The following is a 21,380-nucleotide window of genomic DNA, read 5'->3' on the forward strand; positions in this document are numbered from 1 at the left end:
GGAAGGGACCCTGGGTGCCGCTTTTCGTCGACGAAGAATCCTTACCGGCACCTCGCGAGATCAAGGCGACATGGACGAGTGGGGATGGACGGGTATGTCGTACCGGTTTGTGGGCGCCGGACGAATCGGGCGGCGGGGTCGGAGCCGGATGGTGGCGTCGACCGTCGTGCGGGAGCGTGCTGGACCTGGAGGTGGGTGCCGGCGCCGCGCGGGTCGACGGGGGCCTTGACCGGTGGGCTAGTGTCATTAGCTAAACAGCTAGTGACAGTAGCCGCAGGTCTGGAGGAACCCCATGTCCGGAGCCCCCGCGCGGCCGCGCCTCGGCGCCGCCGCCCTCGCCATCGCCGCCGCCCTGTTCGTCCTCTATCCCGCCGTCCGGCCGTGGACCGACGAGTTCACGGCGGCCGGTGCCGCCGCCGCCATGGCGTCCCCGGCCTGGGTGGCGTCGCACCTGTTCGCCATGATCGGGTTCCTCCTCGTCCCGCTGGGTCTGCTCGCGGTCCGCGACCTGCTGGCGGCCACCCGCGCCGAGCCGGTCGCCTTCGCTGCGGTCGCGGTGGGCCTGCTCGGGACCGGTCTGACCCTGCCCTACTACGGCGCCGAGGACTTCGGTCTGCACGCTATCGCCGCCGAGGTCGGCGGCGACGGCCCGACCGACCTGCTCGGACTCGTGGAGGCCGTGCGGTTCCAGCCGGCGGCCGCCGCTACCTTCCTGATCGGCCTACTGGCGCTCGGTGTCGCGGCGGTGTTGACCGCCGTCGCGGTCTGGCGCTCCGGCGTCCTGCCGCGCCTCGCCGGGGTGCCGTTCGCGGCCGGGTTCGTTTTGTGGGTCCCGCAGTTCTACACAGCCGCGCCGGTCCGCATCGGGCACGGTGTGCTGGTCGGCGCCGGCATGGCGTGGCTCGCGACGGTGCTGTGGGCGGCGGTTCCGGCCCGGTGGCCGACGCCCGGCCGCCGTGGCAGGCTCGGCGGCGAAGCCGACGCGGGGTCAACCAGCCGACGGGAGGACGAGCGTGCGGGAGAGCGGACCACGACCGGATGAGCTGGAGCCCATCGAGCGGGCCTCCGTGGACGAGCTGCGCGCGGTGCAGGTCGAGCGGCTGCGCTTGTCGATGCGGCACGTCTACGACAACGTGCCGCACTACCGGAGCGCGTTCGACGCGGCCGGCGCGCGCCCGGACGACCTCCGGGAGCCCGCCGACCTCGCCGGCCTCCCGTTCACCGGCAAGAGCGATCTGCGAGACAACTACCCGTTCGGCATGTTCGCCGTGCCCCGGGAGCGGGTGGCGCGGTTGCACGCCTCCTCCGGGACGACCGGGCGGCCCACCGTCGTCGGCTACACCGCGGACGACCTGACGACCTGGGCCCGGCTGGTGGCCAGGTCGATCCGCGCGGCCGGCGGCCGGGCGGGCGACCGGGTGCACGTCGCGTACGGGTACGGTCTGTTCACCGGCGGTCTGGGTGCCCACTACGGCGCCGAGGAACTGGGCTGCACGGTCATCCCGGTCTCCGGCGGGATGACCGAACGGCAGGTGACGCTGATCCGCGACTTCGAGCCGGACCTCATCATGGTGACGCCGACCTATTTCCTGGCCATCGTCGACGAGATGGAACGCCAGGGCGTCGACCCCGGTCGACCTCGCTGCGGGTCGGCATCTTCGGCGCCGAGCCGTGGACCGAGGACATGCGCGCCGAGATCGAACAGCGGGCGGGCCTGCACGCCCTGGACATCTACGGCCTGTCCGAGGTGATGGGGCCCGGGGTGGCCAGCGAGTGCGTGGAGACGAAGGACGGGCCGCACGTCTGGGAGGACCACTTCTACCCGGAGATCGTCGACCCGGCCACCGGCGCGGTGCTTCCCGACGGGGAACACGGTGAGCTGGTCTTCACCTCGTTGACGAAACAGGCTATGCCGCTGGTCCGTTACCGCACCGGTGATCTCACCCGGCTGCTGCCCGGCACCGCTCGGCCGATGCGCCGGATCGAGAAGATCACTGGGCGCACCGACGACATGATCATCCTGCGCGGCGTGAACCTCTTCCCGACCCAGATCGAGGAACTGATCCTGCGTACCCCCGCGTTGTCCCCGCACTTCCAGTGCGTGCTGACCCGCGACGGTCGGCTGGACGCGCTGACCGTCCGGGTGGAACGCCGCGCCGGCGCGGACCGCGGGGCGGGGGAGCGGGCCGGGGCGGCGCTCGCCGAGGCGGTCAAGAACACCATCGGGGTGAGCGTCGACGTGCGGGTCATCGAGCCGGACGGGGTGGAGCGGTCGCTCGGCAAGATGCGCCGGATCGTGGACCAGCGCCGTCCACCTGCCTGACCAGGCATTTCGTCAGGCTCCTGGCCCTCGCCCACACGGTCGACGGGCGAAGTGCCCCGTTCGGGTGACATCGAGGTGAAGAAGAATCTTCCTCACTGATGGCGGTTAACGTCCGAATCATGAGACCTGCTCGGGGCCGAGCGGGTCGGGATGAGCATCCGGCGCAGCGCCCGTGACGGTGAAGGAGCTTTGCCCATGCGTACGCCTGGTCAAGGTGTTGGATTCCGCCCGCCCGCCCGCGGCTCGGCCGCGGTGTCGACCACCCTCCCCCCCGAGGTCGATCTGCGCCGCTACCGTGACGCGGTGGCGGACCTGCTCGCCGAACTCGGCCGGGTCGCCGCGCACGGCGACCACCGGCGGGCCGCGGCGTTGGTGGCGGCCCGGGCGACCGATCCCGAACTGCGCGCGGTGCTGCGGGCCACCCCGGACGGTCCCGACGACGCGGTCGACCGGCTGCTCCGCGAGATCGCCGACTACCGGCCGAACGCGCGCAGTTCCGCAACCGACCTGCTGGCGATGGTACGGATCTTCCTGCTGTCCCGGATCGACGTGCTGTGGTGGGGTGACGTGCCGCCATACCTCACCGATATCGACGTGCGCCGCGCGCCGGACCTGGTCGACCTCGACCCGCTGCGCCGCCGGGGACTGCTCCGCTTCCGCTATCGTCGGCAGGCCGACGGCCTCGCCGGTCGTGCCGTCCGGTCGGTCGGCCGCCGGCTCCTGCCGGATCGGCAGCCGCGGACCGCGGGGCTGCGCTTCGCCCAGGCCCGACCGGCGATGATTGCCCTGCTGAACCAGCTGGCCGACGACTTCGCCGCCCGGGCGCCCCGGTCCGCGGATCCGCTCTGGGTGACCAGCCTGGTCCGCAGCCTCCAGCACCAACTGCACCTGCGTACCCTCGGCTACACCGCGCTGCTGCCCAGCTCGCACTGCAGCGGCTACGCGGTCGACGTGGAGATGGCCTGGTACCGACGCACCGGCGCCGACACCGCGCTGTCGATGCTGCTGCTGGAACGCCAGCGCGCCGGCGACATCAACGTCATCGACGAGGGGCAGGCATGGCACGTCTGCGTCGGCCCGGCGGCGGTCGGCCCGCTGACCCGCGAGTACGCGACCGTGGCGGGCTGAGTCGTGTGCGGCATCGCCCTCATTGTCGGCACGGGCGCCGATCCCGCCCTGTTCGCGTCCATGATGGACACCCTGGAGCCGCGTGGCGAGGTCACCGAGACGCTGGCCGATGACGGCCTGCTCGCCGGCACCCGCCGGCTGCGGATCGTGGATCCCGAGCACGCCGTCCAACCATGGCTGTCGGCCGACGGTCGATGGTTGCTCTGCTACAACGGCGAGGTCTTCAACCACCGGCAACTCCGGGCGGAGCTGACCGCGTGCGGGCACCGGTTCCGCACCGGCGGGGACACCGAGGTGGTGTTGGCCGCGTTCCTGGAGTGGGGCGAGGAGGTGGTCGACCGGTTGCAGGGCGAGTACGCGTTCGCCGTGGTGGACCGGACCACCCGCCGGGTCTACCTCGCCCGGGACCCGCTGGGCGTGAAGCCGCTGTACTGGTCCCGCCGGGAGGGCCGGCTGCACCTGGCCTCCGAGATCAAGGCGCTGGTGCCGGTCGGCGAACCGGTAAGCGAGGTGCCACCCGGCCACCACGGCTGGGCGGGCGAGTCGGCCTGGCCACACCTGTCGCCGTACCTCGACCTGCGCCGGTTGGGCCGGGACCAGCCGCCGGTGACCGATCCGGACGAGGCGGTGAAGCTGGTCCGGATGGTGGTGCAGGAGAGCATCCGGATGCGGGTGGAGACCGACCTCACCGTCGGCGTGGTGCTCTCCGGCGGGCTGGACAGCTCGCTCACCCTGCTCACCGTGCGCGAGTCGCATCCGAACTGCGTCGCCTTCACGATCGGCGCTCCGGGCAGCGCGGACCTCGCGTACGCCCGGCAACTCACCGCCGACCTCGGCGTGCCGCACGAGGTCGTCGAGCTGCGACCGCGCGACATCCGGCTCACCGACGTGCGGGAGGCCGTGCGGATGGGCGAGCTGACCGAGTACGGCGACATCATCAACGCGATCGTCTCGGTGCCGCTGTTCCGCCGGGTCCGGGAGTGCGGCGTGAAGGTCGTGCTCACCGGCGACGGGTCGGACGAGCTGTTCGGCGGCTATCCCATGTATCACGAGGTCGGGCCGGAACGAGCGCGGGGTCTGTTCCTGCACAAGCTGCGCAACCTGGGCCGCACCGAGTTGCAGCGGGTCGACCGGGTGAGCATGGGGCAGGGCGTCGAGGCCCGGGTGCCGTTCCTCGACCCGTCCGTGGTGGAGCTGGCGATGCGCATCCCGGTCGAGCTGAAGACCCGGGGTGACGAGGAGAAGTGGCTGCTCCGCGAGGCGTTCGCCGACGTCCTGCCGGACTACATCCGGCGCCGGCCGAAGAACGGGTTGTCCTACTCGACCGGCCTGCACGACCGCGCCCGGTTGTTCAAGCCGTGGTTCCCCCGGCTGCACCGCGGGTTCGGCTACGACCTCGCCGAACCCGTCCGGCGGGACTTCGACACGCTGCTGATGTCCTGCGACCACGACCTGGAGCGGGCGATCGCGGAGGGCGTCGCCCGGCAGGACTACACGCTGGCCGAACGGCTCCGCGACCTGGCCGGCGCGCTCCGCCACAACCTCCCCCACCCGCCCCGCACTCTCCCCCCAGCGCCGATCTAGGGCAGATGGTCGCGTTTAGAGATCGACGCGCGACCATCTGCCCTAGATCAACGGAGATGGGGTGGGCGGCGGCGCAGGGTCGGGTCGGCCAGCGCAGGCGGGCGCCAGGCGCCGTCGGCCGCGTACAGATCCTCGCCCGGCGGGACGATCTCGTCGATCCGGTCCAGCACGGCGTCATCCAGGGTGAGCGCGGCTCCCTTCAGCGCGGCGTCGAGCTGGTCCATGGTGCGCGGTCCGATGATCACGGAGGTGACCGCGGGATGGGCCACCGGGAACGCCATCGCCAGTTCCGGCAGCGTGCAGCCGATGTCGTCGGCCAGCGCCACGTACCGCTCCACCGCGTCCAGCTTGCGGACGTTCTCCTCCCGCGACGGGTCGAACCGGCCCGGGTTCAGCGCCGGCCGGCCGCTGGTCAGGTCCACCGGCTGCCCCTTGCGGTACCGGCCGGTCAGGAAGCCCCAGGCGAGCGGGCTCCACGTCAACACCCCCATCCCGTACGCCTGGGCGACCGGCAGCAGTTCGGCCTCGATGCCCCGGGCGAGCAGCGAGTACGGCGGCTGCTCGGTGCGGAACCGGTGCAGCCCGCGACGCTCCGCGACGTGGTACGCCTCGACGATCTGGCTGGGCGGGAACGACGAGCAGCCGAACGCGCGGATCTTGCCCTGGTGGACCAGATCGGTAAGCGCCGACAGCGTCTCCTCGATGTCGGTGGTGTGGTCCGGCCGGTGCACCTGGTAGAGGTCGATCCAGTCGGTGCCCAACCGGCGCAGGCTCTCCTCGACCTCGTGGACGATCCAGCGCCGCGAGTTGCCGCCCCGGTTGCGGCCCTCGCCCATCGGGAAGTGCACCTTGGTGGCGAGCACCACATCGTCCCGGCGGCCCCGCAGCGCCTTGCCGACGATCTCCTCGGACTCGCCGTCCGAGTACATGTCCGCCGTGTCGACGAAGTTGACGCCGCGGTCCAGGGCGGCGTGGATGATCCGTACACAGTCGTCGTGGTCGTCGTTGCCCACCGAGCCGAACATCATGGTGCCGAGACAGTGGACGCTCACCTCGATGCCGGTGCGGCCGAGGACGCGGTAACGCATGCGGTGCTCTCCCTCTGGTGGTCGTGGTGCTGGTATCCGTGCGGTGACCCGCTCCGGGCCGCCCGTGGTCCGAAACCCTAGGAGCTAGAGTCCGCTCTAGGTCAACCCGTAGGCTGACCTCCATGTCCGAGACGACGGCGCCGCTGAGCATCGGCGAGGTGGCCGAGCGCACCGGGCTCAGTGTGCACGCGCTTCGGTTCTACGAGCGGGAGGGCATCCTGGCCGAGCCGATCCGCCGGGACTCTGGTGGCCGGCGGCTCTACCGGGAGTCCGACGTCGACTGGCTGACCGTCTGCATGGTGCTGCGCGCCTCCGGGATGCCGGTGCCGGAGATCCGGCGCTACACCGAACTTGTCCGCGCCGGTAGGGGCAACGAGGCGGAGCGGCTGGCCCTGCTGCGCGAGCACCGGCGGCGGGTCGAGCACCAGATGGACCAGCTGCACAGGTGCCTGGACCTGATCAGCTACAAGGTCGGCGTGTACGAGGACGCCCTGGACCCCTCTCCGTCGATCTAGGGCAGATGGTCGCGATCGGAGATCGACCTACGACCATTCGCCCTAGATCGACGGGGAGGGGGTTGGCGGCCTCCCGGCGTTTTCCGTGTCCCGCGCGGGCACTTTCGCCGGTAGGGTTCGTCCGCGTGGAAGACACCGACCGCGCCATCGTCGCCGCGTTGACCGCCGACGGGCGGCTGTCCTACACGGACCTCGCGGAAAGGGTGGGGCTGTCCGTCTCCGCCGTGCACCAGCGGGTCCGCCGGCTCGAGCAGCGCGGTGTGATCAGCGGCTACGCCGCCCGGATCCGGTACGAGGCGGTGGGCCTGGCCCTGACGGCGTTCGTGGCGATCCGCCCGTTCGAGCCCTCCCAACCCGACGACGCGCCCGAGCGGCTCGCGCACCTGTCGGAGATCGAGTCCTGCTACTCGGTGGCGGGGGACGACTTCTACCTGTTGGTGATCCGGGTGGCCGGACCGGGAGACCTGGAACGGGTGCTCCAGGAGATCCGTACCGCGGCGAATGTCACGACCCGGACCACGGTGGTGCTGTCCACGCCGTACGAGGGCCGCCCGCCCCGGCTCCGGCCCACCAAGCAGGACCGCCCGGTGGTCGACGACTAGGGGTGTGACACAGGCTGGGCGAGGACCGACCGGCCAGCGCGGGGCCGGGCGGACCCGGATCGAAGGCCCGGCCTGACCCCCACCCCGCCGGCATGTCGTTCCGTCAACGCCGGACGGTGGCGGCCGCCAGCCGTTGGAACTCCTCGGACCCACCGTCGAAGAGGAAGTCGACGGTTTGCGTCAGCGCGATCGCGGTCAGCTCCCGGTTCGGGTCGGTGAACCAGGAGGTGCCGTAACCACCCTCCCAGCCGTACCGGCCCGGCTCCGAAATGGCGTCCGGCACGACGCTGACACCCATGCCGTAGCCCCAACCGCGTCCGGTGAGCGGGAACGGCCCGGCGCTGGCGAGCTGCCAGGGCGTCAGATGGTTGGTCGTCAGCAGCCGCGCCGATTCCGCCGACAGCAGGCGTCGGCCGTGGTGGGTTCCCCGGTGGAGCAGCATCCGGCTGAACGCCAGGTAGTCGTCGACGGTGGAAGCCAGCCCGGCGGCGCCGGACGGGAATGCGGGCGGTCGGGTCCACTCCTGGGGCAGTGAGAACGGCTGCTGCCGCAGCCCGCCGGTCCGCGGGTCCGCCGCGTAGAGGCCGGGCATCCGGAGTGCGTCGGCGGCCGGCAGGGAGAAACCCGTGCGTCGCATGCCCAGCGGCCGGAACACCCGCTCACGCAGGAAGTCTTCCAGCGGTCGACCCGAGGCTCGGGCGATCAGCACACCGAGCACGAGCGAGCCGGTGTTGTACTGCCAGCGTTCGTGGGGCTGGTACATCAGCGGCAGGCTGCCGAAGCGCCGGATCCATTCGTCCGGTTCGTGTGGGGTGCGCGGGTCCGGCTCCGCCAACGCCAGCCGCAGGTTGTTCGCGGCCTCGATCACCGGGTACGGCGGCTGGAAGCTCGGCTCGAAGATGATGCCGTGGCCCGCCCGGAACGTCAGGAGGTCCTCGACGGTGATCGGGCGCGCCGCGGGAACGGTCTGGTCGAGCGGCCCGTCGACGCGCTTGAGCACCCGTCGATCGGCCAGTTCGGGAAGCAACCGGTCGACCGGCTCGTGCAGCGCGAGCCTGCCGTCCTCCACCAGCATCATTGCCGCCGACGCGATGATCGGCTTCGTCATGGAGGCGATCCGGAACGGCGTACCGCGCCGCATCGGCTCGGGACCGTGCAGCGTCCGGGTGCCGATGGTGCCCACGTGCACCATGTTGCGGTGGGCAACGAGGTAGACGATCCCGACCAGTTTGCCCTGCGCGACGCGGGCCGCCATGGCGTCGTGCAGCCGGGACAGCCCCATCCGCCAGGTCTGACGCCTTTCCCCGCCGGCCGACGCCGGGGCCGCCGGCCCGCCGGCCAGTGCGCCACCGGTCACCGCCGACACGCCCACCGCTGCCGTACCCCTCAGTAGTTCTCGCCTGGCGACCACAGCTCTCCCTCATTCGGACGATGACCACAACGAGCCAACCTGCCGTCACCAGGGGAGCAGGGTGCCGTTTCAGAGCGGCTTCACCGGCGCGTTCCAGCGCAGCACCACCCGCCGCTCCCGCTCGTACCCGAGGCTGGAGAGCGTGCCGGTGTCCAACCGCAACCGGCCGCCACCGGCGGCGGGCAACCCGATCCAGCGTGCCGCCGCCACCCGTAGGCTGTGGCCGTGCGCCACCAGCGCGACGTCCCCGGAGTCGAGCAGCCCGGTGACGCGGTCGATCACCCGGTCCAGCCGGGCGGCCACCTGGTCGGGGCGTTCCCCGTCCGGGCAGCCGTCGGTCCACAGGTCCCAGCCGGGGCGCTCGTGGCGGATCTCGGCGGTGGTTCGGCCCTCGTACCGCCCGTAGTCCCATTCGGCGAGGTCGTCGTCGATGGCGGTGACGGCGAGGCCGGCCAGCCGTGCGGTCTGCCGGGCTCGGCGGCGCGGGCTGCACAGTACGGCGGCGAAGAGGCGGCCGGCGAGGTCGGCGGCGAGCGCGTGGGCCTGCCGCTCGCCCTCGGGCGTCAACTCCAGATCGGTGTACGAGGTGTGCTTGTGCGCCGCGCTCCACTCGGTCTGGCCGTGCCGCACCAGGATGATCTCGCCCATCGGCCCAGTCAACCACCGGGCGGATGTTCCGGGGCCCGCTCCCGCCGGCCGGCGGGGCCAGGTAGCCGCGCCGGATCGGCTTGTCGGAGGCGCCGCCGTTCGGCGCACCGCCGCCCCCCAAGGCCATCCAGCACGCTAGCATCCTAGGATGCGTGAGGCATGTGCCAATCCTCACGGGAACGACGGCCACGTTTCCACGCGGCGGAGGCCGGGCATTCCACCGGTACCACCCGAGGATGCGGACACCGAAGGAGCGCGACGATGAGCTTCGCCGACAAGGTCTCGAACAAGGCCCAGGAGATGCTGGGCAAGGGCAAGGAGAAGACCGGCGCCGCGACCGACAACGAGCGGCTGGAAGCCGAGGGTGCCACCGATCGCACCGAGGCGAACACCAAGCAGGCCGGTGAGCACGTCAAGGACGCCGGCCGGGACGTGCGGGACGCCTTCAAGGGCTGACGCCACCGTACGCGGCGGGGCCCGGACCAGATCTGGTCCGGGCCCCGCCGCGTGTCCGGGTCAGGCGTTCGCCTGCTCAGCCCACCAACGCTGGCCGGCCTCGGGCAGGGTGTCGATCGGGTCGTAGTAGGCGTAGTGCCGGCTGAGCGCCTCGCCGTCGGCGGCCTCGATCGAGGTGCGGTAGTTCTTCGTCCAGTACGAGATGCCGCGCTCCCGGTCGTACTCGGTCACCATGTGCACCCACCGCTTGCCGACGAACGGCACGTCGCAGACGATCCGTGGGGTGGCGTAGCCGGGCAGGTAGCCCATCATGTCGTGCTGGAGCTGCTGGGCGTGCCACACCGGCACCCGCCAGTGCTCCGCGTTCGGGATCATGTCGCACATGTAGAAGTAGTACGGCAGGATGCCCGTCTCGCCCTGCAACCCGAAACAGAGGTCGAGCAGGTCCGGCGCGGTCGCGTTGACGCCGCGCATCAGCACGCCCTGGTTGCGGACGTCCCGGACCCCGACCTCGAGGGCGGTCTGCGCCGCCCGCGCCACCAGCGGGGTGAGCGACTGCGCGTGGTTCACGTGGGTGTGGATGGCCAGGTTGACCCCCCGCCGGGCGGCGGTGCGGGCGACCCGTTCCAGGCCCTCCACCACATCGGGCTGCAACCAGTGCTGGGGCAGGCCCATCAGGGCCTTGGTGGCCAGCCGGATGTCGCGGATGGTCTCGATCTCCAGCAGCCGCATGAGGTACGACTCGAGGTTGCGCCACGGGATGTTGGCCACGTCGCCGCCGGAGACCACCACGTCCCGTACGCCCGGGTGCGCCTTGAGGTACGCGACGTGGGCGTCGTACCGGTCCACCGGCTTGAGGGTCAGCTTGAGCTTGTCGACCGCCGGGGTGGAGTTGCCGACGAGGTCCATCCGGGTGCAGTGCCCGCAGTACTGGGGGCAGGTGGACAGCAGTTCGGCGAGCACCTTGGTCGGGTAGCGGTGGGTCAGCCCCTCGGCCACCCACATGTCGTGTTCGTGCAGGGAGTCGCGGCTGGCGTTGGGGTGCGACGGCCAGTCGGTACGCCGGTCGGAGGCGACCGGGATCATGTAGCGCCGGATCGGGTCGGCGTAGAACGCCTCGGTGCTCGTCGGCGCGTCGGGGACCATCGTGTTGACCATCTGCGGCGGCACGAGCATGGACATGGTGGCCAGCGCGGCCTGGTCCTCGGCGAGGTCGGCGTAGAACGTCTCGTCGACCAGGTCGCCGAGCACCCGGCGCAGTTGCTTGGCGTTTTTGACGCAGTTGACCCGCTGCCACTGGGCGGATTCCCACTGCTCCCGGGTGACGTCGCGCCAGCCGGGGAAGCGGGTCCAGTCGGGCTCGACGAGAGGGCGGCGCCGGTACACGTACGGCTGTCCGCCGGCGAGGGTGGTGCGCCCGTCCGGCGCCTCGGTGAGGTGCGCGGCGGCGGGTGCCGCCTCGTTGGCGCGGGCGGCCGGAACGGGCTGGCCCGGCGTCGGGGGGAGGGCGGTCCTCGGTTCCGTCTGGGTCACGTCTTCCTCCTCGTCGGTGGCGGCCAAGCCTCGCAGGCTACTGGAAAATATTCGGACTAGAAACTATTCTGCCGTAAGTTTTCCTGTGGCGCCGTGTCGTGCGGCGCCGTGCTGTGCCGTGTGTGCCATACCGCGTCACGAGGTGCGAGGGGTTGAGGGAGGTCCGCATGACGTCACCGGTGGGGTTGCACCGCGTCCTCGAACCGACCGGAGTGCTGCCGCAGGCGGCCACCCGCCTGGACGCGTCGCCGGAGATCGGACCGGACGAGGTCCGGGTACGGGTGGAGCGGCTGAACCTGGACGCGGCGAGCTTCCGCCAGTTGGCCGGCAAGCACGGCGGGGACGGTGCGGCGGTGCGCGCCGAGGTGCTGGGGATCATCAGCAGTCGCGGCAAGATGCACAATCCGGTCACCGGCTCCGGTGGCATGCTGATCGGCACGGTGGACGAGGTGGGACCGGACTCCCCGCTCGGGCTGAAGCCGGGCGATCGGGTGGCCACCCTGGTGTCGCTGACCCTCACCCCGCTCGCGGTGACCGACGGCCTGGCCGGCTGGGACGGCCGCGGCGAGCAGGTGCCCTGCGCCGGGCACGCGATCCTGTTCGCCCGCTCCATCGCGGCGGTGCTGCCCGAGGACCTGGATCCGCAGCTGAGCCTCGCGGTGCTGGATGTGTGCGGCGCGCCGGCGCTGACCGCCCGGGTGGTGGAACGCCACCGGATGGATGGGCGGTCCGCGTCCGGGCAGCCCGGACGGGGCGGGCACGACGTGTCGGTGGCGGTGATCGGAGGCGCCGGCAAGAGCGGGTCGCTGGCCCTCGCGGCGGCCCGGCGCGCGGGTGCCACCCGTACTGTCGGGGTGGTGCCGGTGCCGGCGGAGCGGGACCGGCTGGTCGCGGCGGACCTGGCCGACGAGGTGGTGCTGGCCGACGCCCGCGATCCGGTGGCGCTGTCGGCGGCGGTGACCGGCGCGTTGGGTGCGCCCGCGGACGTGACAGTGGTCTGCGTCGACGTGCCGGGCTGCGAGCACGGCGCGATCCTGGCCACCGCGGACGGCGGTACGGTGATCTTCTTCTCCATGGCGACGAGCTTCGCGGCGGCGGCGCTGGGCGCGGAGGGGCTGGCCGCCGATGTGACGATGCTTGTCGGCAACGGCTACCTGCCGGGTCACGCCGACCTGGCGGTCGGGCTGCTGCGGGAGGTTCCCGGGGTGCGTGCGTTGTTCGAGGCGCGGCTCGCGGCAGACTGAGCCCATGACGACGAACCCCTCGACGGCCCGGCCGCCATCGACGCTGTACCGCGGTGGACACCTGCACTGCCCGGCGGACCCGACGGCGACAGCGCTGCTGGTGCGCGACGGGCTGATCGAGTGGCTGGGGACCGACGCCGACGCGCCGGTCGCCGACCGGGTGGTGGACCTGGCCGGCGCGCTTGTCACCCCGGCGTTCGTCGACGCGCACGTGCACTGCACCGACACCGGGCTCGCGCTGTCCGGGCTGGACCTGTCGGCCGCCCGCTCGGCGACCGAGGTCCTGGACCGGGTGGCCGGTTTCGCGGCGGGCCTGCCGGCGGACGCGGTGCTGCTCGGGCACGGCTGGGACGAATCGTCCTGGCCGGTCCCGCAGCTGCCGGGCGCGGCCGAGCTGGACCGGGCGGCGGGCGGCCGGCGGGTGTACCTGTCCCAGGCGTCGATCCACTCGGCGCTTGTGTCGTCGGCGATGCTGGCCGCCGCGCCGGAGATCAGGTCGACGCAGGGGTACGACGAGTCGGGCTGGGTGCGCCGGGACGCGCACCACGTGGTGCGGGCGGCGGCGTTCGCGTCGATCACCGCCGGGCAGCGGACCCGGGCGCAGCGGGCGGCGCTCCGTCGGGCCGCCGCGCTGGGCATCGCGGCCGTACACGAGTGCGGCGGTCCGGGCACCTCGGACGAGTCCGACTTCACCGGCGTGCTGGCGCTCTCCGGTGCCGGCCTGCCGGAGGTGTACGGCTACTGGGGTGAGCTGCTGGGCGCGGCGAAGGCCAGGGACCTGGGCGCGGTGGGTGCCGGTGGGGACCTGTACGCCGACGGCGCCCTGGGGTCCCGGACGGCGCACCTCTCGGCGGACTACCTCGACGGCGAGCACGGCCGGGGGCACGGCTACCTGACCGCCGAGCAGGTGCGGGACCACCTGCTGGACTGTGCCGAGCACGGCGTGCAGGGCGGCTTCCACGCGATCGGCGACGCGGCCCTGTCGACGGTGGTGGCCGGGTTCACTGCGGCCGCCGGCACGCTGGGCGTGGACCGGCTGCGGGCGGGGCGGCACCGGGTGGAGCACGCCGAACTGATGGACAAGCGACTGATCGCCGGTTTCGTGGAGTACGGGATCGTGGCGAGCATGCAGCCGGCGTTCGACCGGTTGTGGGGCGGCGAGCAGGGCATGTACGCCACCCGGCTGGGGGTGGCCCGGGCGCTGGAGTCGAACCCGATGGGGTCGATGCACGGCACCGGGGTGACGCTGGCGTTCGGTTCGGACTCGCCGGTGACCCCGCTGGATCCGTGGGGTTCGGTGCGGGCGGCGGCGGCACACCGCAATCCGGCCCAGCGGATGAGCGTCCGGGCCGCGTTCGCGGCGCACGCCCGGGGTGGCTGGTCGGCGTTGCCGGCGCCGCCGCGCGGGTCGGCCGCGGAGGGTGTGCTGGCCCGGGGCGCGGCCGCGACGTTCGCGGTGTGGTCGACGCCGGCGGGGGCGCGGCGCGGGCTGCCGGTGCTGCTGGCCGAGGATCCGCAGGTGTGGGGCCCGGACGACCCGACGCCGTTGCCGGTGTGCCGGCGTACCGTGCTGCGCGGCCAGGTGATCTACGAGGAGGGAACGCCGTGACGAAGCTGGACCTGGATCAACGGGTGGTGGCCCGGGCCCGGGAACTGGCGGCGCGGGCCGGTCGGCCGGTGGTGGACCTGGCCCGGGGGCACACCACGGTGTCGGTGGAGCGGGCGGTGCTTCGCCTGGCCGGGGTGGCCGGCGCCGACCCGGAGGGCATCCCGTGGGTCAACCGCCTGGTCGACGCGGTGGTGGCGGACGTGGGGTTGGGCCACGGGGTGGCGCTGCCGGTGTTCGACGCCCTCGCGCGCGAGGAGATCAGCGACGTGACGCTGCTGGCGCAGAAGGCGGCGGCCGGGTCGGTGCGGTTCGCCGTGCCGGAGCGCAAGGCCGCCACGGCGGCGCGTCGGGCCGCCCGCCGGGCCGTCGGCGCCGGGATCCGGGCGATCGACCGCCGCCGGGTCGAGCGGGACCGCCTGATCAAGAAGTACGGGGATCCGGAGCGGCGGCCGTGGATCTACCTGATCGTGGCGACCGGGGACATCCACGAGGACATCCCGCAGGCGCAGGCGGCGGCCCGGGCGGGCGCGGACGTGATCGCGGTGATCCGGTCGACCGGGCAGTCCCTGCTGGACTACGTGCCGGAGGGGGCGACCCGGGAGGGGTTCGCCGGCACGTACGCCACCCAGGAGAACTTCCGGCTGATGCGGGCGGCGCTGGATGAGACGTCGAAGGAGCTGGGCCGTTACATCCGGCTGACCAACTACGCCAGCGGGCTGTGCATGCCGGAGATGGCGACCCTGGCTGGGCTGGAGCGGCTGGACATGATGCTCAACGACTCGATGTACGGCATCCTGTTCCGCGACATCAACCCGGTCCGCACGTTCGTCGACCAGCGGTTCTCCCGGCAGGTGCACGCCCGTGCCGGGATCATCATCAACACCGGTGAGGACAACTACCTGACCACCGCCGACGCGGTGGACGAGGCGCACACGGTGACGGTGTCGCAGCTGCTCAACGAGTACTTCGCGCACGAGGCGGGACTGGCCGACCCGCAGTTGGGGCTGGGCCACGCGTTCGAGATCAACCCGGATGTGCCGGAGTCGTTCCGGCTGGAGCTGGCGCACGCGCTGCTGGCCCGGGAGCTGTTCCCGGACGCGCCGCTGAAGTGGATGCCGCCGACCAAGCACATGACCGGGGACGTGTTCCGGGGCAACCTGCTGGACGGCTTCTTCAACCTGGCGGGCACCATGACGGGCCAGGACATCCTGCTGGTCGGCATGATGACCGAGGCGGTGGTGACACCGTGGCTGTCGGACCGGGACATCGCCCTGCAGAACGTCCGGTACGTGTTGGGCGCCGCCGGCGGGCTGCACGAGGACTTCGTGCCGGCACCCGGCGGGTTCATCCAGCGCCGCGCGCACCAGGTCCTCGCCGAGGCCGTGGAGTTGCTGGAGAAGATCGTCGACGACTCGTTGCTCACCGCCATCGCCGATGGCACGTTCGGGATCATGAAGCGGCCGGCGGACCGGGGGAAGGGCCTGGCCGGGGTGGCCGCGCACGAGCCGGGCTACTACAACCCGGCCACCGAGATCCTGGAAGGGGACCGCTCGTGACCAGCATCGTCGGGAACGCGGCGGCCGGGAAGACGATCGTCCGGCCGTACGGGGACACCACCGGCGACGGGATGGTGCAAGTGTCGTTCACCCTGCCGGTCCCGCACGACAAGCGGGCCGAGGGGGCGGCGCTGCAACTGGCCGCGAAGATGGGGATGGACCCGGCGCTGCTGGTGCACGCCAAGCCGATCGGCGACGGGTTCACCTTCTTCGTCGTCTACGGCCGGGTGCGGCACCTGGTGGACGTCTCGGCCGTGCAGGTGGTCGAGCGGGACTTCCCGCTGCTGTCCGCCAAGGAGGTCAACGCCCTGGTCAAGCGGCGGCTGCGGCGCAAACTGGCGGTGGTGGGGGCGTGCATCGGCACGGACGCGCACACGGTCGGCATCGACGCGATCCTCAACGTGAAGGGCATCGCCGGGGAGAAGGGTCTGGAGTACTACCGGGAGCTGTCGGTGACCAACCTGGGCGCCCAGGTGAGCGTGCCGGAGCTGGTCGAGGCGGCCCGGGCGGCGAAGGCTGACGCGGTGCTGGTGTCCCAGGTGGTCACGCAGCGGGACGCGCACCTGCACAACACCCGGGAGATGTCGGCGGCGTTCCGGGAGGCGCTTCCGGCCGGGCGACGTCCGCTGCTGATCGTCGGCGGTCCGCGGTTCGACGAGTCGATGGCCGCCGAGCTGGGCGTGGACCGGATCTTCGGGCGCGGCACCACCCCCGGCGAGGTGGCCAGTTATCTGGTGCACGAGTTGATCAGTAAGAGGGAGAAGTCGTGACTGATGCCCGGCTGGGACTGACCGTGACGCACCGGCGGTATGTGCCGTACTCGCACGCGCACTACGCCGGCAACCTGGTCGACGGGGCGTACGCGTTGGCCTTGTTCGGTGACGTGGCCACCGAGGTGTGCATCCGTACCGACGGTGACGAGGGGCTGTTCGCCGGCTACTCGGACGTGCGGTTCAGCGCCCCGGTCCGGGCCGGCGACGTGGTGGAGGTGACCGCCTCGGTGGTGCGGGTCGGCAGCCGCAGCCGGACGCTGGAGTTGAGTTGCGCGGTGGTGTGCCGGGGCCGGCCCGACAGGGGCGAGTCGGCGGCCGAGGTGCTGGATCCGCCGATCGTGGCGGTCACCGCGACCGGCACGGTCGTCGTTCCCGCTCCGGCGTGAGTCCGGGGCCGGTGTCGAAGGCCCGGCCCGGCTCTCGCCGGGCCGAACCGACGACCGGTGGCGTCGCCGGCCGCCGCGGGGACTCCGTCCCGGCCGGTTCGGGGGCCTCGCCGCCGGCCCTGGCGGTCTGCGCGGACGTCGGGTCGACGTACACCAAGGTCGCCGTGGTGGATCTGGTGGCCGGCCGGCTGGTCGGCGCCGCGTCCGCCCCCACCACGGTCGGCACGGACGTGCTGCGCGGGTTGGACGCCGCGGTCGGCGCGGCCACCGCCGGGCTGCCGGCGCGGGGTGCGTCCTGGTACGTCTGTTCGTCGGCCGGGGGTGGATTGCGGCTGGCCGTGGTCGGCTACGAGGAGCTGGTCACCGCGCAGGCGGGGCGCCGGGTCGGGTTGTCGGCGGGGGCGCGGGTGGTGCATGTCGCCGCCGGTCGGCTGGGCGCGGCGGAGCTGACCGCCCTGCGGGCCGCTCGGCCGGACGTGGTGCTGCTGGTCGGAGGCACCGACGGCGGGGACGCCGAGGTGTTGGCGCACAACGCGGCCCGCCTGGCGCGGGCGCGCTGGCGGGTGCCGGTGGTGCTGGCCGGCAATGTGGACGCGCGGGACGAGCTGGCGAGGTTGCTGGGTGCGGCGGGTGTCCCGGTGACGCCCGCCGACAACGTGCTGCCCCGGATCGGGGTGCTGGCGCCTGCCTCGGCCCGGGCGGCGATCCGCGAGGTGTTCCTGCGGCATGTGATCGGTGGTAAGCGGCTGTCCCGGGGGACCCGGTTCGCCCGCTTGATCCGGGCGGCCACCCCGGACGCGGTGTTGACCGGGGTGGAGCTGCTGGCCGACGCGCTGGGTGGCGACCTGGCGGTGGTGGACGTCGGCGGGGCCACCACCGACGTGTACTCGGTGCTGACGCCGGACGAGCGGGCCACCGGGCCGGGCCGCGAGGTGGCCGGGCCGCTGTGGCGGGCCCGCACGGTCGAGGGGGACCTGGGGATGCGGTGGAGCGCACCGGGGGTGGTGCGGGCCGCGGCGGAGGAGCGGTTGCTCGCCGCCGGGGAGGCCGAGGAGTTGGCGGTACGCGCCGAGGCGCGGGCGGCGGAGCCGGGGTTCCTGCCGGTGGACGCGGCGGAGCGGGCGGTCGACGCGCGGATCGCGGCGCTGGCGGCGGTGGTGGCGGTGCGCCGGCACGCCCGGGGCGGGGCGACGGGGGAGCGGGCCGGCCGCGACCTGCGGGACGTCCGGTTAGTGGTTGGTTCCGGTGGGGTGCTGCGGCACGCGGCGACGGACGAGGCGACCGGGGTGCTCGCCGCAGTGCTCGGTGACCACTCGGGCGGCTGGCCGGTGCCGCGAGCGGCCCGGGCGGCGGTGGACGTGGACTACGTCCTGGCGGCGGGTGGTCTGCTGGCGGAGGAACATCCCGTAGCGGCCACGGCGCTACTCCGCCACCACCTAGCTTCCTAGGATGACTTAGAGGTGGTGACGCTTCGCACAAGTCCTCGATCCGACACGCCGAAGGTGATCGCGACGACTGGCCGGGGGTGGGTTGACAGCGTGCGGGGTGCACCGCGTACCGTCTTTGAGTCCTACAACGGGAAGCGGCTGTTGTTCGCTTCGTCCCTTCGCCCGCTGGCCGAGCGGTGTCTGCCGCAACGGCCAGGTCCAGCGGGCGGGGGTCGGCGGGGCGGCGCGAACCGGCCGCGGTTACCGGTGTCGGGACAGGGTGGTGCGTGCGGCCAGTAGACAACGGGTGGGCGGGGACAGCCAGTTCGCGTCCGGTCGGTCCGAAGGTCGCGCGGCCATGCCTGTCGCACCGGCCGGGAGGGGCCTGGGAGCATCGGGGCGCGGCCATGCCGGTCGCGCCCCGATTTTCGCCTCCGGTGGCCGGCCATCCCGTGACGGTTACCAGCCGCTGGCGCGGCGGTCTGTCCGGTGCCGCCCATCAGCGTGGTCCACCACACTGAGTCGGTGGAGTACGTCAGCCTGGTGCCAGCCCCGCCGCTCGACCGGTTCGTCGACGACATCTACTGCCTGGCCGGGCCCCCGCGATATCGCCGCATGAACGTCCCGCCGATGCCCTCGGCGCACCTGGTCGTCAACCTAGGCGAACCCATCCAGGTGTGGGATTCCGATCCATCGGTGCCGCCGGCACTGTTCACGGGTGGGTGGTTCACGGGTGTATGGACCCGGCGAGTCCTCATCGAGTACCCGAGTCGCGTGCGGATCGTTGGGGTGCACTTCAAGCCTTGGGGGATGTCACCGTTCGTCGACATCCCGGCGGCCGAGCTGCGGGACCGGTGGGTGCCGGTCGGGGTCGGTTGGCAGCGGTCCGTGGACCGGATTCGCGACGATGTCGGCGACGTCGCTTCGGCCTCGGAGGCGTTGCGGTCGCTGGAGAGGGAGTTGCTGTCGCGGCTCGCTGAGATTCCCACGGGTGGTCTCGACCTGGTGCGGCACGCCGGTGGGAGGTTGGAGACGATCCACGGTGCGGTCCCGGTCGGTACGTTGGCCCAGGAGGCCGGGGTGAGCGGCACTCATCTTGCCGGGCAGTTCAGGACGTACGTCGGGGTGACCCCGAAGCGGGTGGCGCGGATCTACCGGTTCGCGCGGCTGATCCTGTCCGTCGACGCACGGCGTCCGGTCGACTGGTCGCGGCTCGCCCACGCGGCGGGCTACTTCGACCAGGCCCATTTCATCAGGGAGTTCAAGGACTTCACCGGTCATACCCCGACGGCGTACCTGGCGCTGCGGCGCCGGTTCCCGGCGCAGCGGGGGTTCCCGCCGGACAGCGGTCCGATGCCCGCTGTTTGATTATTTACAAGCTCGGTCAGCCGTGGTCCGACAAGGTCGGGAGGCCAACGAACGAGGAGATTCGAGGAGAACCGTGGGCAGCGTGATCATGCACAACGTGGTGTCGGTCGACGGCTTCATCGCCGACGAGGCGGACGATGTCGGGCCCCTGCACGAGTGGTACTTCAACGGGGACACGCCGATCGCCGAGGCCGCGGACCAGCGGTACGACCATTCCGGAACCGGAAACGGGTTCAAGGTCTCCCGCGCGTCGGCGGAGTACGTCCGGACGATGTGGGCCGGCATCGGCGCGATTGTCATGGGTCGGCACCTGTTCGACCTGGTGAACGGTTGGGAGGGGCAGCCGCCCACGGGGGACCACGTGGTCGTGGTGTCGCACCGGCCAAAGCCGGAGGGCTGGCACCCGGAAGCGTCGTACCACTTCGTCGATGACGTGACCGACGCGGTGAGCCGGGCCCGGAAGCTTGCCGGGAAGCGGGATGTCGCCGTGACCGCGGGCGATGTGGGTGGCCAGATCTTCGGGGCCGGTCTGGTGGACGAGGTGGCGATGGACGTGGTGCCCGTGGTGTTCGGGTCGGGCAAGAGGTTCTTCGGTCGCCTCGCTGGTCAGCGTCTGCTGGAGGATCCGCACCTGGTGGTCCAGGGCGAGCGTGTGCTGCACCTGAGGTTCTCGGTGCGCCGGTAGGCCCGCGTCATCGATCCTCGGGCGGGGCAGGGCGGGGCGGTGGTGGGCAGGACGTGGGCCGGTGCCGGCGGGCGGGTGCTGAGAAGATCGAATAATGACGGTCCCGGTGTCTTCCGAGTTCGCGCGCAACGTGGTGGCGGAGTGGGGCGAGGAGGGCCGGCGTTGGTTGGCCGAGCTGCCGGAGTTGAGCGCGGCGGTGGCCGAGGACTGGGGACTGCGGCTGGGTGGGACGTTCCGGCTCACGTTTCACTGGGTGGTGTCGGCGGTGTCGGCGGACGGTGATCCGGTGGTGTTGAAGCTGGGCGTGCCGGGGCAGGAGCATCTGGCGGTGGAGGCGGCGGCCCTGCGCGCCTTCGCTGGTCGGGGTGCGGTGCGGTTGCTCGCCACCGACCTGGACCGGGGCGCGTTGTTGCTGGAGCGGGCGTCTCCGGGGGCGATGGCGCGGGAGTTGGTGCCGGCTCGGGATGCCGAGGCGACGGAGGCGGTGGTGGCGGTGCTGCGGCGGTTGCATGTGCCGCCGCCGCCGGATGCGCCGCCGCCGCCGGATTCGCCGGTGCCGCCGCTGCGCGGCTACCGCCGGTTCTTCGTCGACCACCTGCGTCGGTGGCCGGGTGACGGGCCGGTGCCGCGGCGGTTGGTGGTGCGGGCGCTCGGGTTGTTCGACGAGTTGTGTGATTCGGCGCCGCGGACCGTGGTGTTGCACGGCGATCTGCATCACGACAACGTGTTGCGGGCGGAGCGGGAGCCGTGGCTGGCGATCGATCCGCACGGGGTGGTCGGTGACCCGGGCTTCGACGTGGGTCCGCTGCTGTACAACCCGGAGCCGGATGATCGGGATCCGGCGTTGCTGGATCTGGTGCCGGCCCGGGTGGAGCAGCTCGCGGAGGGGTTGGTGATGGACCGGGACCGGGTTGTCGCCTGGGGGTTCTGTGCCGCCGTGTTGTCGGAGGTGTGGACGGTCTCGGACGGCGGGCCGGCGCGGACCCGGGCGGTCGATGTGGCGTCGCGGTTGTGGCCGGAGCTGCGGTGATCACCACAGGACGG

21 protein-coding genes are annotated in these 21,380 nt (G+C 72.3%); 17 read left to right on the top strand and 4 right to left on the bottom strand.

Features of this window, described 5'->3' with window-relative positions:
* Positions 1 to 292: 292 nt before the first annotated feature.
* The 5 genes from ACFQUZ_RS09225 to ACFQUZ_RS09245 all read left to right on the top strand — a co-directional run bounded on the left by ACFQUZ_RS09225 (position 293) and on the right by ACFQUZ_RS09245 (position 5,035).
* Positions 293 to 1,042, top strand: coding sequence for a hypothetical protein (locus ACFQUZ_RS09225; RefSeq protein WP_377440154.1), 750 nt, complete (start codon positions 293 to 295; stop codon positions 1,040 to 1,042).
* Positions 1,014 to 1,751, top strand: a complete 738-nt coding sequence (locus ACFQUZ_RS09230; protein ID WP_377440157.1) for a hypothetical protein — start codon at positions 1,014 to 1,016, stop codon at positions 1,749 to 1,751. Before ACFQUZ_RS09225 ends, ACFQUZ_RS09230 begins: the two co-directional genes overlap by 29 nt.
* Positions 1,685 to 2,323: a hypothetical protein gene (locus tag ACFQUZ_RS09235; RefSeq protein ID WP_377440160.1), complete on the top strand. Its 639-nt coding sequence runs from the start codon at positions 1,685 to 1,687 to the stop codon at positions 2,321 to 2,323. The genes ACFQUZ_RS09230 and ACFQUZ_RS09235 overlap by 67 nt, the downstream gene beginning before the upstream one ends.
* Positions 2,324 to 2,518: 195 nt before the next feature.
* The gene (locus ACFQUZ_RS09240; protein WP_377440163.1) at positions 2,519 to 3,451 is read left to right on the top strand and encodes a hypothetical protein; all 933 of its coding nucleotides are present in this window, start codon (positions 2,519 to 2,521) and stop codon (positions 3,449 to 3,451) included.
* A gap of 3 nt (positions 3,452 to 3,454) precedes the next feature.
* Positions 3,455 to 5,035 (top strand): asparagine synthetase B family protein, encoded by a 1,581-nt coding sequence (locus tag ACFQUZ_RS09245; RefSeq protein WP_377440166.1) that lies wholly within the window; start codon positions 3,455 to 3,457, stop codon positions 5,033 to 5,035.
* Between the two features lie 47 nt (positions 5,036 to 5,082).
* Here the strand turns inward: ACFQUZ_RS09245 and ACFQUZ_RS09250 are convergent, their stop codons facing one another.
* Positions 5,083 to 6,123: an aldo/keto reductase gene (locus tag ACFQUZ_RS09250; RefSeq protein WP_377440173.1), complete on the bottom strand. Its 1,041-nt coding sequence runs from the start codon at positions 6,121 to 6,123 to the stop codon at positions 5,083 to 5,085.
* Positions 6,124 to 6,245: 122 nt separating this feature from the next.
* On the opposite strand from ACFQUZ_RS09250, the gene ACFQUZ_RS09255 reads away from it, so the two are divergent.
* Positions 6,246 to 6,638: a MerR family transcriptional regulator gene (locus tag ACFQUZ_RS09255; protein ID WP_377440176.1), complete on the top strand. Its 393-nt coding sequence runs from the start codon at positions 6,246 to 6,248 to the stop codon at positions 6,636 to 6,638.
* 125 nt (positions 6,639 to 6,763) lie between these two features.
* The gene (locus ACFQUZ_RS09260; RefSeq protein ID WP_377440178.1) at positions 6,764 to 7,240 is read left to right on the top strand and encodes an Lrp/AsnC family transcriptional regulator; all 477 of its coding nucleotides are present in this window, start codon (positions 6,764 to 6,766) and stop codon (positions 7,238 to 7,240) included.
* A 103-nt stretch (positions 7,241 to 7,343) separates the two neighbouring features.
* Here the strand turns inward: ACFQUZ_RS09260 and ACFQUZ_RS09265 are convergent, their stop codons facing one another.
* Entirely contained in the window at positions 7,344 to 8,651 is a 1,308-nt protein-coding gene (locus ACFQUZ_RS09265; RefSeq protein WP_377440180.1) for a serine hydrolase domain-containing protein, read from the bottom strand.
* A 69-nt stretch (positions 8,652 to 8,720) separates the two neighbouring features.
* Entirely contained in the window at positions 8,721 to 9,299 is a 579-nt protein-coding gene (locus ACFQUZ_RS09270) for a histidine phosphatase family protein (RefSeq protein ID WP_377440183.1), read from the bottom strand.
* Between the two features lie 261 nt (positions 9,300 to 9,560).
* On the opposite strand from ACFQUZ_RS09270, the gene ACFQUZ_RS09275 reads away from it, so the two are divergent.
* Complete coding sequence (locus tag ACFQUZ_RS09275; protein ID WP_377440186.1) at positions 9,561 to 9,755, top strand: CsbD family protein; 195 nt, start codon at positions 9,561 to 9,563, stop codon at positions 9,753 to 9,755.
* 60 nt (positions 9,756 to 9,815) lie between these two features.
* Here the strand turns inward: ACFQUZ_RS09275 and ACFQUZ_RS09280 are convergent, their stop codons facing one another.
* Complete coding sequence (locus tag ACFQUZ_RS09280; protein WP_377440696.1) at positions 9,816 to 11,141, bottom strand: KamA family radical SAM protein; 1,326 nt, start codon at positions 11,139 to 11,141, stop codon at positions 9,816 to 9,818.
* Between the two features lie 314 nt (positions 11,142 to 11,455).
* On the opposite strand from ACFQUZ_RS09280, the gene ACFQUZ_RS09285 reads away from it, so the two are divergent.
* The 9 genes from ACFQUZ_RS09285 to ACFQUZ_RS09325 all read left to right on the top strand — a co-directional run bounded on the left by ACFQUZ_RS09285 (position 11,456) and on the right by ACFQUZ_RS09325 (position 21,366).
* On the top strand, positions 11,456 to 12,532 hold the full coding sequence (locus tag ACFQUZ_RS09285) for a zinc-binding alcohol dehydrogenase (protein ID WP_377440189.1): 1,077 nt from the start codon (positions 11,456 to 11,458) through the stop codon (positions 12,530 to 12,532).
* Between the two features lie 4 nt (positions 12,533 to 12,536).
* Positions 12,537 to 14,141: an amidohydrolase gene (locus ACFQUZ_RS09290; protein ID WP_377440191.1), complete on the top strand. Its 1,605-nt coding sequence runs from the start codon at positions 12,537 to 12,539 to the stop codon at positions 14,139 to 14,141.
* Positions 14,138 to 15,697, top strand: a complete 1,560-nt coding sequence (locus ACFQUZ_RS09295) for a lysine 5,6-aminomutase subunit alpha (RefSeq protein WP_377440194.1) — start codon at positions 14,138 to 14,140, stop codon at positions 15,695 to 15,697. The genes ACFQUZ_RS09290 and ACFQUZ_RS09295 overlap by 4 nt, the downstream gene beginning before the upstream one ends.
* Positions 15,698 to 15,702: 5 nt before the next feature.
* The gene (locus ACFQUZ_RS09300; protein WP_377440698.1) at positions 15,703 to 16,467 is read left to right on the top strand and encodes an OAM dimerization domain-containing protein; all 765 of its coding nucleotides are present in this window, start codon (positions 15,703 to 15,705) and stop codon (positions 16,465 to 16,467) included.
* Positions 16,464 to 16,856 (top strand): hotdog domain-containing protein, encoded by a 393-nt coding sequence (locus ACFQUZ_RS09305; RefSeq protein ID WP_377440197.1) that lies wholly within the window; start codon positions 16,464 to 16,466, stop codon positions 16,854 to 16,856. The genes ACFQUZ_RS09300 and ACFQUZ_RS09305 overlap by 4 nt, the downstream gene beginning before the upstream one ends.
* 119 nt (positions 16,857 to 16,975) lie before the next feature.
* Entirely contained in the window at positions 16,976 to 18,304 is a 1,329-nt protein-coding gene (locus ACFQUZ_RS09310) for a glutamate mutase L (protein WP_377440700.1), read from the top strand.
* Between the two features lie 504 nt (positions 18,305 to 18,808).
* Positions 18,809 to 19,651 (top strand): DUF6597 domain-containing transcriptional factor, encoded by an 843-nt coding sequence (locus tag ACFQUZ_RS09315; protein WP_377440201.1) that lies wholly within the window; start codon positions 18,809 to 18,811, stop codon positions 19,649 to 19,651.
* Between the two features lie 73 nt (positions 19,652 to 19,724).
* Positions 19,725 to 20,336, top strand: coding sequence for a dihydrofolate reductase family protein (locus ACFQUZ_RS09320; RefSeq protein ID WP_377440203.1), 612 nt, complete (start codon positions 19,725 to 19,727; stop codon positions 20,334 to 20,336).
* 106 nt (positions 20,337 to 20,442) lie between these two features.
* A complete protein-coding gene (locus ACFQUZ_RS09325; protein ID WP_377440206.1) occupies positions 20,443 to 21,366 on the top strand; it encodes an aminoglycoside phosphotransferase family protein in 924 nt (307 codons plus the stop codon).
* Positions 21,367 to 21,380 lie beyond the last annotated feature (14 nt).

Origin of the sequence: Plantactinospora sp. GCM10030261 (assembly GCF_042666615.1) — a bacterium.
Taxonomy (GTDB): domain Bacteria; phylum Actinomycetota; class Actinomycetes; order Mycobacteriales; family Micromonosporaceae; genus KBS50.

Bases quoted from the DNA above. Each gene is read 5' to 3' on its own strand.
- ACFQUZ_RS09225 (WP_377440154.1), top strand. From the start codon at position 293: ATGTCCGGAGCCCCCGCGCGGCCGCGCCTCGGCGCCGCCGCCCTCGCC.
- ACFQUZ_RS09235 (WP_377440160.1), top strand. From the start codon at position 1,685: ATGCGCGCCGAGATCGAACAGCGGGCGGGCCTGCACGCCCTGGACATC.
- ACFQUZ_RS09240 (WP_377440163.1), top strand. From the start codon at position 2,519: ATGCGTACGCCTGGTCAAGGTGTTGGATTCCGCCCGCCCGCCCGCGGC.
- ACFQUZ_RS09250 (WP_377440173.1), bottom strand. From the start codon at position 6,123: ATGCGTTACCGCGTCCTCGGCCGCACCGGCATCGAGGTGAGCGTCCAC.
- ACFQUZ_RS09255 (WP_377440176.1), top strand. From the start codon at position 6,246: ATGTCCGAGACGACGGCGCCGCTGAGCATCGGCGAGGTGGCCGAGCGC.
- ACFQUZ_RS09270 (WP_377440183.1), bottom strand. From the start codon at position 9,299: ATGGGCGAGATCATCCTGGTGCGGCACGGCCAGACCGAGTGGAGCGCG.
- ACFQUZ_RS09275 (WP_377440186.1), top strand. From the start codon at position 9,561: ATGAGCTTCGCCGACAAGGTCTCGAACAAGGCCCAGGAGATGCTGGGC.
- ACFQUZ_RS09285 (WP_377440189.1), top strand. From the start codon at position 11,456: ATGACGTCACCGGTGGGGTTGCACCGCGTCCTCGAACCGACCGGAGTG.
- ACFQUZ_RS09290 (WP_377440191.1), top strand. From the start codon at position 12,537: ATGACGACGAACCCCTCGACGGCCCGGCCGCCATCGACGCTGTACCGC.